The 12,124-nt window shown below is 43.8% G+C and carries 12 protein-coding genes and 1 tRNA gene; 3 read left to right on the top strand and 10 right to left on the bottom strand.

Going from position 1 to position 12,124, the window contains the following annotated elements; translation table 11 throughout:
* Positions 1-7 precede the first annotated feature (7 nt).
* The 10 genes from nuoG to tpiA all read right to left on the bottom strand — a co-directional run bounded on the left by nuoG (position 8) and on the right by tpiA (position 8,372).
* The gene (nuoG, locus tag ABF86_RS00275; RefSeq protein ID WP_074685009.1) at positions 8-2,413 is read right to left on the bottom strand and encodes an NADH-quinone oxidoreductase subunit NuoG; all 2,406 of its coding nucleotides are present in this window, start codon (positions 2,411-2,413) and stop codon (positions 8-10) included.
* Positions 2,414-2,474: 61 nt separating this feature from the next.
* Positions 2,475-3,752: an NADH-quinone oxidoreductase subunit NuoF gene (gene nuoF, locus ABF86_RS00270; RefSeq protein WP_074685010.1), complete on the bottom strand. Its 1,278-nt coding sequence runs from the start codon at positions 3,750-3,752 to the stop codon at positions 2,475-2,477.
* Complete coding sequence (gene nuoE / locus ABF86_RS00265) at positions 3,749-4,225, bottom strand: NADH-quinone oxidoreductase subunit NuoE (protein WP_074685023.1); 477 nt, start codon at positions 4,223-4,225, stop codon at positions 3,749-3,751. The genes nuoF and nuoE overlap by 4 nt, the downstream gene beginning before the upstream one ends.
* Before the next feature lie 8 nt (positions 4,226-4,233).
* A complete protein-coding gene (locus ABF86_RS00260) occupies positions 4,234-5,487 on the bottom strand; it encodes an NADH-quinone oxidoreductase subunit D (protein ID WP_011634009.1) in 1,254 nt (417 codons plus the stop codon).
* A 57-nt stretch (positions 5,488-5,544) separates the two neighbouring features.
* Positions 5,545-6,165 (bottom strand): NADH-quinone oxidoreductase subunit C, encoded by a 621-nt coding sequence (locus ABF86_RS00255; protein WP_011634008.1) that lies wholly within the window; start codon positions 6,163-6,165, stop codon positions 5,545-5,547.
* A gap of 9 nt (positions 6,166-6,174) precedes the next feature.
* Positions 6,175-6,651 carry an NADH-quinone oxidoreductase subunit B gene (locus ABF86_RS00250; protein WP_011634007.1) on the bottom strand — a complete coding sequence of 159 codons (477 nt, stop codon included), beginning with the start codon at positions 6,649-6,651 and terminating at the stop codon, positions 6,175-6,177.
* Positions 6,652-6,654: 3 nt separating this feature from the next.
* A complete protein-coding gene (locus ABF86_RS00245; RefSeq protein WP_011634006.1) occupies positions 6,655-7,011 on the bottom strand; it encodes an NADH-quinone oxidoreductase subunit A in 357 nt (118 codons plus the stop codon).
* Positions 7,012-7,094: 83 nt separating this feature from the next.
* Positions 7,095-7,179 (bottom strand) — tRNA-Leu (locus tag ABF86_RS00240).
* Positions 7,180-7,229: 50 nt separating this feature from the next.
* On the bottom strand, positions 7,230-7,595 hold the full coding sequence (secG, locus tag ABF86_RS00235; RefSeq protein ID WP_074685011.1) for a preprotein translocase subunit SecG: 366 nt from the start codon (positions 7,593-7,595) through the stop codon (positions 7,230-7,232).
* Positions 7,596-7,613: 18 nt separating this feature from the next.
* A complete protein-coding gene (tpiA, locus tag ABF86_RS00230; RefSeq protein WP_074455989.1) occupies positions 7,614-8,372 on the bottom strand; it encodes a triose-phosphate isomerase in 759 nt (252 codons plus the stop codon).
* Between the two features lie 201 nt (positions 8,373-8,573).
* On the opposite strand from tpiA, the gene gpmA reads away from it, so the two are divergent.
* From gpmA to ABF86_RS00215, 3 genes are all read left to right on the top strand, one after another.
* On the top strand, positions 8,574-9,323 hold the full coding sequence (gene gpmA / locus ABF86_RS00225; RefSeq protein ID WP_011634003.1) for a 2,3-diphosphoglycerate-dependent phosphoglycerate mutase: 750 nt from the start codon (positions 8,574-8,576) through the stop codon (positions 9,321-9,323).
* Entirely contained in the window at positions 9,323-10,603 is a 1,281-nt protein-coding gene (locus ABF86_RS00220) for a peptidoglycan DD-metalloendopeptidase family protein (protein WP_011634002.1), read from the top strand. The genes gpmA and ABF86_RS00220 overlap by 1 nt, the downstream gene beginning before the upstream one ends.
* An 81-nt stretch (positions 10,604-10,684) precedes the next feature.
* On the top strand, positions 10,685-12,115 hold the full coding sequence (locus ABF86_RS00215) for a S41 family peptidase (RefSeq protein ID WP_074685012.1): 1,431 nt from the start codon (positions 10,685-10,687) through the stop codon (positions 12,113-12,115).
* The last annotated feature ends 9 nt before the right edge of the window (positions 12,116-12,124 follow it).

Raw genomic sequence — 12,124 nt, 5'->3', positions numbered from 1 at the left:
CAGGTTCTTATAATTTTTCCAGTTTGATTTCACCAAACATCGTTCCCAGTCTGGATATTTGCGGGTGAGCGCATGCCAAACGAATACAATCATCAGGCAAATTATCATCCACAGAAATCACCAACTGAATTTCCTCATTTTGTTGATCTATTCTGACTGTTTCACCCGCCAGAATTCCAGCTTTATTGAGTAGGGCAGAAGAAGCAAATGCAGTAGGTGGAGCAGCATCATGTGTCTTTTGCAAAGATACTGCACGCCTTACGATTGGATCAGCCTGATAAATTGGTACCTCACCAATCCTTTCTATCTCACTACCTTTCTGACTGAAATCTTTGATAGAAAGTACATCCAGTGAATTATTCAAATTTTGCACAAATTCCTCTTTATCAGAAATGATTTCTGCACGAACCTGTTCTGATGAGTCGTAATCAAATCCCTCCAGTTGCAGCAAATTTCCTAGTACACGCAATACTTTCCAAGCAGGACGCGTTTCGCCAAGAGGAGATACCACACCTTGAAAACTCTGTATTCTTCCTTCGGAGTTAACAAAAGTACCAGATGTCTCCGTAAAAGGAGAGACAGGCAGAATAACATCCGCATAATCGGGAACATTACCTTTATAACTACTCAAGGAAACCACAAACTCGGCACGATTTATTACCTGCGATGCTCGGCGCGTATCATAACTATCTAACTCCGGCTCAAGATTCAATAGTATATAGGCGCTACAGACAGATTCTTCCTCTGACGCACCCAGTCCTAACATCTGCCCCGCGTTCAGACCAGATTTCCTTGATTCAGTTTTATTAGCAGATTCCGCTCCGACATCCCACGGTACAACTCCGACAGAATAGGCACCCACACTATTTGCAGCCTCTCCCAAAACACCAAATCTTGCTCCCGTCATCTCTGAAATTGCCTGTACTGCACTGAATAAATCAGCATAATGGGGATGATGTTGAGCGAGATTACCCAAAAAAATAGCAGCTGGAGAATGCTCTATAAGACTACTTGCCATTCCTCGTGCGCTTTCTGAAACATTAACCTGATTTACTGCAGATGCAATCTGCTCAGATATGGGCATATTTTTAATTTCTGCAACTGCTTTAAGAACCTGTAATACCGCATTCAACATTGCTGATGGTGCAACAATAGTTTGATAAGCGAGCTTGGTAAACAGATCATCTCCAATTGGATTAATGACACTCAGCTGCGCACCTTGTTTTACTGCTTGACGCATCCGCTGAGCAAGCAGCGGATGATCTTTGCGTAATGTACTGCCAATAACCAATATTGATTTCAGTTGTGAAACCTCAGCAATTTGCATCCCCAGCCATGGAACTCCCTGCGACATGGTATCTACACGGAAATCAGATTGGCGTACCCGATGATCAATATTATGGCTACCCAATCTCCGCATCAATTTTTGCAATAAATAGAGCTCTTCCAGCGTGCTATGAGCAGACCCCAAGGCACCGACACCCTGCGCACCATACTTATTAATTACATTTTTGATACCTTCCGCAGTAAAAGCCAATGCTTCTTGCCAGCCACAAGCTTGCCATTCTCCCGATTTTTTGATCATCGGGACAGTCAAACGATCTTCAGAATTCAATCCCTCATAAGAAAAACGATCCTTATCCGAGAGCCAACATTCGTTGATCGCTTCATTTTCACGTGGCAACACCCGCATAACCCGATTATTCTTCACTTGTACAACCAGATTACTTCCCAATCCGCAATGTGGACTGATTGATTTCCTGCGTGATAACTCCCAAGTTCTTGCCGAGTAACGAAAAGGCTTACTGACTAGAGCTCCCACCGGACACAAATCAATTACATTGCCCGATAGCTCTGAATCAACAGTTTTACCAACAAACGTCAAAATCTCAGAGTGTTCTCCACGGCCGGCCATCCCAAGTTCCATGATCCCGGCTATTTCCTGCCCAAAACGAACACATCGCGTGCAATGGATACAACGAGTCATATCTGTTGATATGAGTGGACCAAGATTTTTGTTGGTTACTGCTCGCTTGGCCTCCTGATAACGCGAACCACTTGAACCATATCCAACAGCCAAATCCTGTAACTGACATTCACCTCCTTGATCACAGATGGGGCAGTCTAGCGGATGATTAATAAGCAGAAACTCCATTACCCCTTTTTGTGCCGTGACAGCTTGCTGAGAGTGCGTTGAAACTTTCATACCTTCAGCAACTGGTGTCGCACAAGCAGGCAAAGGTTTAGGTGCTTTCTCGACCTCAACCAAGCACATCCGACAATTGGCAGCTATTGACAGTTTTTTGTGATAACAAAAATGTGGGATGTATATCCCAACCTGCTTGGCAGCATCCATTACGGTACTACCTTGTACAACGGCTACTTGCTTGCCATCAATTTCAATATTAATCATCAGCAATAATTCCCAAGATTATCGGGAGTTGGATAAATACAGCACTAAAACCATGGTTCACCTAGACCATGCACTTTTTATGCTCAATATGAAAAACAAATTCATCCCAGAAGTGATGCAACATAGCTCGTACTGGCATCGCAGCAGCATCACCTAACGCGCAGATAGTTCTTCCCTGGATATTATCTGCAAGATTGTTGAGTACATCCAGATCTTCAATCCTTCCTTTACCATGCTCAATCCGATTGATGATCCTGTAAAGCCACCCTGTTCCTTCTCGGCATGGAGTACATTGGCCACAAGATTCCTCATAATAGAAATAGGAAAGGCGTTCTAGTGCACGCACCATGCAAGTCGTATCGTCCATAATAATGACCGCCCCCGAACCCAACATGGAACCTGCTTTTGCTATTGAATCATAATCCATGTCTGTTTCCATCATGATGCTGCCAGGTAAAACTGGCATGGATGAACCACCGGGGATACATCCTTTCAATTTCCGCCCCCCGCGCATTCCGCCGGCAAGTTCCAGCAACTTTGAAAACGGAGTGCCCATAGGCACTTCATAGTTACCCGGTTTATTTACATGACCGGAAACCGAAAATATCTTGGTACCTCCATTATTCGGTTTTCCCAGCTGCAAGTAACTTTCGCCCCCGTTACGCATAATCCAAGGAACTGAAGCAAACGTTTCTGTATTGTTGATCGTAGTTGGCTTGCCGTATAAGCCAAAATTAGCCGGAAACGGAGGTTTAAAGCGTGGCTGTCCCTTTTTACCTTCTATCGATTCTAATAGCGCGGTTTCTTCTCCACATATATAGGCGCCATATCCATGATGATTGTAGAGCTGAAAAACGAACCCAGAACCCAGAATATTCTCCCCGAGAAATCCTGCCGCATTGGCTTCCTCGACAGCCTCCTCCATTCGTTCGTAAACATCCCAGATTTCGCCGTGCACATAGTTATATCCGGTGCGGATACCCATCGCATAGGCAGCAATCAACATACCTTCAATAAGGACATGTGGATTGTAACGCATGATATCGCGATCCTTGAAAGTGCCCGGCTCTCCTTCATCAGAGTTACAGACAAGATATTTCTCACCTGTATACTGTTTTGGCATAAAACTCCACTTCAAGCCAGTAGGAAAACCAGCACCACCACGCCCACGTAGTGCAGATTTCTTCACTTCCTCAATCACAACTTCCGGAGGAATTTTTTGCGAAAGAATTTTTTTTAACGCAACATATCCGTCACGTTTTAAATAACTTTTTAACCGCCAATTATTTAAATCTGCAGAATCGACACCCGCCATGATGACTTGAGTAGGTTGAGTCATCTCTTTAATTCCTCAAGCAATTTGTCTATTTGATCCTCAGTCATAAAGCTGCACATACGCTTGTTATTAACCAGAAGTACTGGCGCATCTCCACAAGCTCCCATACACTCGCCTTCCTTGAGGGTAAACAATCCATCCACAGTTGTTTCATTGAACCCTATGCCAAGTTTCTTCTTAAGATAATCTACAGTCTGATTACTACCTGATAACGCACAAGGCAAATTGGTACAAACAGTCAATTTGTATTTTCCAATCGGCTTCAGGTTATACATATTGTAGAAAGTAGCAACTTCATAGACGGCAATTGCAGGCATCTCTAAATAGTTTGCAATAAAATCCATTGTTTCAGTTGCCAACCAGCCTTTTTCATCTTGAGCAATGGCCAGCGCAGACATGACAGCCGACTGCTTTTTATCCGTGGGATATTTGGCAATTTCCCGATCAATCTTTTTTAGAGCTTCCATGCTTAACATCAGCGAACTCATCTATCTATTTCACCAAACACTATATCCTGGGTACCAATAATTGCCACAAGATCAGCAATCATATGCCCTCGAGCCATCTCATCCATTGCAGCTAAATGTGCGAACCCGGGTGCACGTATTTTTAGTCGATAAGGCATATTAGCGCCATCCGAAATAATATAAATACCGAACTCACCTTTTGGATGCTCCACAGCAGCGTAGACCTCCCCTCTCGGAACATGCATACCTTCTGTAAATAATTTGAAATGATGAATCATTTCTTCCATATTTTGTTTCATGGACAGCCGTGGAGGTGGTGCAACTTTGAAGTTACTGGTAATAACAGGACCGGGATTTTTTCTCATCCAATCAATACACTGCTTAATTATGTAATTAGATTGACGCATTTCTTCAATGCGTACCAAATAACGATCATAGCAATCACCATTGACACCAACCGGTATATCAAAATCTACCTGGTCATAAACTTCATAAGGTTGCTTTTTGCGTAAGTCCCACGCCACTCCAGATCCACGCAACATCGGCCCACTAAATCCCAAAGCTTTAGCGCGATCAGGTGAAACCACGCCAATATCAACTAAGCGTTGCTTCCAGATTCTATTGTCTGTCAGCAATGTCTCGTAATCATCCACGTAACCTGGAAATCGATGAGTAAAATCCTCAATAAAATCCAACAAAGAGCCCTGCCGATTCTCATTACGCGCTGTCGTTGTCTTCTCATCGTGTATTGCTGATGATCGATACTGCGGCATACTATCCGGCAGATCCCGATAAACTCCTCCTGGCCGATAATAGGCAGCATGTAACCGAGCGCCTGATACTGCCTCATAGCAGTCCATCAAATCTTCTCTTTCTCGAAAGGTGTATAGAAAAACAGTCATTGCCCCAACATCCAGTGCATGGGCGCCTAACCATAGCAAGTGATTGAGAATACGCGTTATTTCATCAAACATAACACGAATATATTGCGCTCTTATGGGCACATCTATCTGCAATAGCTTTTCAATCGCCATTACATACGCATGCTCATTGACCATCATGGACACATAATCCAGCCGATCCATATAGGGCACAGATTGTATATAGGTCTTATTCTCCGCGAGCTTCTCCGTCGCCCTATGAAGTAATCCGATATGCGGATCAGCACGCCGAATAACCTCACCATCCAGCTCCATCACCAAGCGCAAAACCCCATGCGCTGCGGGATGTTGCGGCCCAAAATTCATAGTGTAATTACGAATATCAGCCATTTCACAAACACCCTTCCCAAAAACTTCGTGAGGATCGCTGATTAATCATAGAGCGTGTCATGTTTCTTCCTTACCGTATTGTTCTTCGCGAATGATATATGGCGTAATTTCACGAGGCTCAATAGTAATAGGCTGATATATCACTCGTTTTTGCTCTGGATCATATTGCATTTCCATATGCCCCGACAATGGAAAATCTTTACGAAATGGATTTCCTATAAAACCATAATCTGTAAGAATTCTTCTTAAATCTGGATGATTATTAAAAACAATCCCGAACAGATCAAATGCCTCTCGTTCATACCAATTAGCTGAAGGCCATATATGTATCACTGAATCAAGCATGGGAAATTCATTATCGTCTACAAATACACGTATCCGCAGTCTGTGATTATGCTTAACGGAAAGCAAGTGATACACCACGGCAAAGCGCTTGTCACCCCGCTTATATCCAGCATGCGTATTTGTCGTATATTCGCTATAATCTACGCCACATAAATCAACTAACGTATCAAACGCCAAATCAGTATGGTTTCTTAATGTTTCAGCAATACCCAGCAAATCTCGGGAATGAATTAAAATAGTTAGCTCACCTAACGCATGACTCATATCAACCTGCTGATCACTCAGTACTTGCTGTAAATTTGTTGCAAGTTTATCTACGCGACTATCTGTCATTTTTATTCTCTAACGCGCGATTGTGTTAGTACGCCAGATTTTATTCTGCAGCTGAATAATCCCATAAAGCAAAGCTTCTGCAGTAGGAGGACAACCCGGCACATAAATATCGACAGGCACTATCCGATCGCACCCTCGGACAACCGAATAGGAATAATGATAATACCCACCACCATTTGCACAGGATCCCATGGAAATTACCCAACGAGGTTCGGCCATTTGATCGTAAACCTTGCGCAAAGCTGGTGCCATTTTATTACATAGCGTACCCGCAACGATCATGACATCTGACTGACGGGGACTCGGACGAAAAACAATTCCAAACCGATCCAAGTCATAGCGAGATGCACCGGTTTGCATCATCTCAACTGCGCAACAAGCCAGCCCAAATGTCATAGGCCACATTGATCCTGTGCGTCCCCAATTAATCAAGGAATCAAGGTTTGTGGTAACAAATCCTTTGTCTAATGCACCCTCAATACCCATTATTTAATCCCATTCCAAAGCACCCTTAGCCCACTCATAAATAAAGCCGACGACGAGCAATCCAAGAAATACTAGCATCGCAATAAAACCAAACAATCCCACTTCTTTCAGCGCTACTGCCCAAGGAAATAAGAAAGCTATTTCTAAATCAAATAAAATAAACAGGATTGCAATTAAATAGTAGCGCACATCAAATTTCATGCGCGCATCCTCAAATGCACCAAACCCACACTCATAGGTCGACAATTTTTCGGCATCCGGCTTGTTTGGCGCAAGCAACCAACCCGCCACCAAACATAATGTGCCAACTAGCAGACCCACCAAAATAAACAATAAAATAGGGAAATAATTCCCAAGCATGGTATCCAGCATCTCCAATTCCTTACTAAACCATGGAAATAAAATTGATTTTCGCTTAATTCCTATTTGTAAATATGCTCGCCTGGTGCCGACGGCGAGAATCGAACTCGCACAGCTTTCGCCACCGCCCCCTCAAGACGGCGTGTCTACCAATTCCACCACGTCGGCGAATAAACTTATTCTATTATTTCCAATGCCTCTATACTGGAAATACAAGGTTATTCCGGAATTTCACCAGCTCTTGATGTGGAGCCACTTTCGTTTTCCGCACCTGAACTTTCAACATTTCCGGTCGAATCAGCCGCCTTATCCGACTTCATCTCCAGTTTTTGCATGACACTTCCTTCGTCTTTATCACCACCTGAGTAATAAGTTAGCGTCAGGCTGGTAACAAAAAAAACTGTAGCTGCCAATGCAGTCATCCTGCTTAAAAAATTAGCAGATCCACTAGCACCAAATAAACTCCCGGAAGAACCGCCTCCAAACGCCGCCCCCATATCTGCGCCCTTCCCCTGTTGCAACAGAACCAAAACAACAACAACTACTGCTGCAATGATATGTACTGACCAAATAAGTGTTTCCACAATATACTTTATCCCCGTTCAACTTTGCGCTGCGAAACAAATCGAAATAAACTCTGCAGCAACTAACGAAGCTCCCCCAATCAACCCTCCGTCAATGTCAGGCATCGCAAATAATTCAGACGCATTATTTGCTTTCACACTTCCGCCATAAACTATCTGGATATCTGCTGCAATTTCGCTGTTATGAGCAGCTATTCGATTCCTTACAAATGCATGAACATCCTGCGCCTGCTGGGGAGTAGCAGTTTCTCCTGTACCAATTGCCCATACCGGCTCATATGCAATAACTGATTGCTTTATCGCATTAACACCTACCAGACCAATCACCGCATCAAGCTGCCTAGCTATCACTTGTTCGGTCTCATTTGCCTCACGCTGCGCCAGCGTTTCGCCGACACAGAGTATTGGTACTAGCGATTGCTCCTGGGCGGAGTGAAATTTCTCCGCAACCATCTGATTATCTTCACCGTATAGCGTCCGCCGCTCCGAGTGGCCCACAATTACATAACGACAACCAAAATCGGTCAGCATACCTGCCGATACCTCTCCGGTATAAGCACCTTGATGATGCTGGCTAATATTCTGCCCCCCCCATGCCACATGCGTACCCTTCAACACTGACTGCGCTTGCGCCAAGTAGGGATAAGGCACACATACCGCGCAGGACGCATTCTGCAATGATGGGATACCCAAAACAATTGCGGCAAGCAATTCTTGATTCTGAACCAAATTACCATGCATTTTCCAGTTTCCCGCCACAAACCCCGCACGCGTCATCCCGTCCCTCAGCTTTAAATCCATAAACCCAAGGATGCTACCTGCGAAACCGGATCACGTCAATGCCCGAGTTTCTCAACTAAATGGGGGATTATTAAGATCGGATCAGTCCTGATTTGCTGCACCTTAAGGTAAAATATATTAAACTACAAAAGTTACTTATATGTAATTTTCTCCCCCCCGCTCAACTCTAAGGCCGACATGAAAAAACTTGTTCTCCTACGTCATGGAGAAAGCACCTGGAATCAGGAAAATCGCTTTACAGGATGGACCGATGTTGATTTGACACCCAAAGGGTTCAAAGAAGCTAGAAATGCCGGAAGACTACTTCGCGAAAATGGCTTTACCTTCGACATTGCGCATACATCGCTACTCAAACGAGCCATCCGCACGCTGTGGATCGCACTGGATGAAATGGATCAGATGTGGACTCCGATCGAACTTAACTGGCGGCTCAATGAACGTCATTATGGCGCATTGCAAGGCTTGAACAAAGCAGAAACAGCCAAGGAGTATGGTGATGAACAGGTACTCATATGGCGACGCAGTTATGACACTCGCCCTCCTTCCATTACAACCGATGATAAGCGCTACCCTGGTTTTGACATGCGTTATCGCGGCCTTCCCTCCGGTGATATTCCGGTTACTGAAAGTCTCAAGGATACCGTGGCAAGATTTCTTCCCTATTGGAATCAGTCAATTGCCCCACAAATTAAGGCAGAAAAAAAAGTGATTATCACCGCTCACGGGAATTCGCTACGCGCTCTGATTAAACATCTCGACAATATCTCAGATCAAGATATTTTGAACTGCAATATACCGACAGGAATTCCTCTGGTTTATGAGTTGGATAACAACCTGAAACCACTAACGAACTACTACTTGGGTAATGACAGTGTAATTGGGGAAGCAATATCAGCTGTCGCGAATCAGGATAAAGCCGGAGCTTAATGTTTGCTGGTTTCATTGCAGATTTCACATTAGCGCCACATTACTTCCCGGGGATAGGGAAGATATTATCCAGGACTGTTTGTCTTCTGCTTTTAGTAAATATATTTTCATCTCCTCTGCTGTATGCGATTCCTCAAACCAATTTGGATAATCAAAAACAGCTGCATGATCTGCGCACTCGTATCGACGTCCTGCAAAAAGACCTGACTGATAAAAAATCTTCCAAGATCAGAGCAGCTGATGCACTTCGTGATTCCGAACGATCAATAAGCGATCTGCACAACAAACTTTCCCAGCTTACGCGCCAGCAAAAAAACGCACAAGACAAGCTTGCCCGCTTACAAAAAAAATCAGCACAGCTCCGGGATAAAGCCAACGCCGGACAAACGCAGTTTGGAAAGCTAATTTATTATCAGCACCTGACAAAACATAGGGAATATTTACAATTATTATTCAAGCAACAAGATCCAGGCAAAGCTACTCGTAACTTTTACTACTATAGATACATAGCACAGGCTCGCTCCAAAAATATCGATAATTTACGTAACCAGTTGGCTGATCTGGATACACTGGCTCATGCAAGCCGCATTCAAAATCAATCTCTTGAACAAATCCGGAACGAGCAGCTCCATCAAAAGCAACAACTCGAACTGGAGAAAAATCGACGATCAGAAATCCTCGCATCACTCTCCAATGAGGTTTCTCGTCAGCAAAAAAAAATTGACGAACTGAAACAAGATGAACAGCGTCTTTCCAAGCTGATTGAGAAACTCAATAAACAGCTTGCTCGTAAAAAAAGCACTCCCACAAAATCAAACAACAAAAACAATAAATCTGCATTGCGTAATAATAAATTACCTGATGCCATTGAACAAAAGGGTTCTTTTGCTGCACTAAAAGGAAAGTTGCGACTACCCGTCCGGGGGGAGCTAACTAACCGCTTCGGCAGCCCGCGCGAAAATGGTGGTATAAAATGGCAAGGATTGTTTATTCGTTCTTCAGGAGGCAATGAAGTCAAGGCCATTGCAAGTGGGGAAGTTATATTTTCCGACTGGTTACGAGGGTTTGGAAATTTAATGATTTTGGATCATGGCAACCATTACATGAGCCTATACGGCAACAACGAAGCGATTTACAAACGGGTGGGCAATAAAGTTAAAAGTGGTGATACGATAGCAATAGTCGGCAACAGTGGTGGAAATGCTGAATCAGGCTTGTATTTCGAACTCAGATATCAAGGCAAGCCTTTTGATCCACTGGGCTGGGTAAAAATAGAATAGCTTCAAAAAGCTGATAGTAAATATTTTAATAAGTACATATAAATTCTTCCGAAAAGATAAAGGGCAGAGCAAATACACCACATGCGTAATTTTATGAATAAAATCAGTTTAGTCTTTGTCGGCATCATTGCCGGGGTCATGGTCAGTTTGAACTTCTCCGCCATTGCTGATAAGGAAATCAAGCAAGAATTGCAAACACTCCCGATTGAGGAGTTGCGCACATTTTCACAAGTCTTCGGGCGTATCAAGAGTGACTACGTTGAGCCTGTTGAAGACAAGAAACTGATCACCGAGGCGATTAATGGAATGCTGGTCGGACTGGATCCGCACTCGGCTTTCCTGGACAGTGAAGAGTACAAAGAACTGCAAATCGGGACGCAAGGGGAATTTGGCGGATTAGGCATACAGGTAACAATGGAAGATGGGCTGGTCAAAGTCATTTCCCCGATTGAAGATACACCCGCATACCGTGCGGGCATCAAAACCGGTGATCTCATCATAAAAATTGATGATACAGCTGTTAAAGGCATGACACTCAACGACGCCATTAAACGGATGCGCGGGAAACCAGATACTTCGATTGCACTCACCATTATTCGTGAAGGGGAAGCTGAACCCCTCATATTCACGCTTGTTCGAGATGTGATCAAAATTGAGAGTGTCAAATCCAAACTCATTGAACCGGGTTACGCCTATGTACGCATTACCCAGTTCCAGGAGCGTACGGGAGAAAATCTGGCTGAAGCCATTACCAAGCTTTACAGTGAAAGCAAGGTTCCCATAAAAGGCATGGTGCTGGATTTAAGAAATGACCCAGGTGGTTTACTGAATAGTGCGGTAGCAGTCTCAGCTGCTTTCCTGCCAAGTAATGCACTGGTAGTTTATACAGAGGGACGTACCAATGACGCCAAAATGCAACTTCGTGCAAACCCCGAATATTATCTCCGCAGTACTGGTCGCGATTTTCTAGCAGGTTTGCCGCAGAGTATCAAGACCATACCAATGATAACGTTGGTTAATGGCGGCTCTGCTTCCGCATCGGAAATCGTTGCAGGTGCGTTGCAGGATTATAAACGCTCCATCATCATGGGCTCCCAAACCTTTGGCAAGGGATCGGTACAAACCATCTTGCCTCTTAGCAATAACACTGCCATTAAGCTAACAACAGCGCGCTATTACACGCCTAATGGTCAGTCGATACAGGCTAAAGGTATCACGCCGGATATATTGGATGAAGATACTGATAACAACTCTCGTCTGTTAAGAGAAGTTGATCTCAACCGCCATTTAAACAATAATCAAGAAGAAAGTACCGGTAAGAAATCAACCCTCAAGAAAAAAGGTACTGAATCTTCCAAAGAATCAAAGAATAAGACAAACAAGAAACCAATAAATCATGAGCCTATGGAATTCGGATCCAGTGATGACCAGCTGTTGACCAAAGCAATTAATCACCTGAAATCCATGTCTCAAAAATCCAAACACAAAACAGCCAAGGCAACGAAAGGCTAATTCATTCCG

Source organism: Nitrosomonas sp. GH22, assembly GCF_009833115.1.
Taxonomy (GTDB): Bacteria; Pseudomonadota; Gammaproteobacteria; order Burkholderiales; family Nitrosomonadaceae; genus Nitrosomonas; species Nitrosomonas eutropha.
The sequence above is the reverse complement of the archived record's forward strand: the minus strand, read 5'-3'. Positions and strand labels throughout refer to the sequence as shown.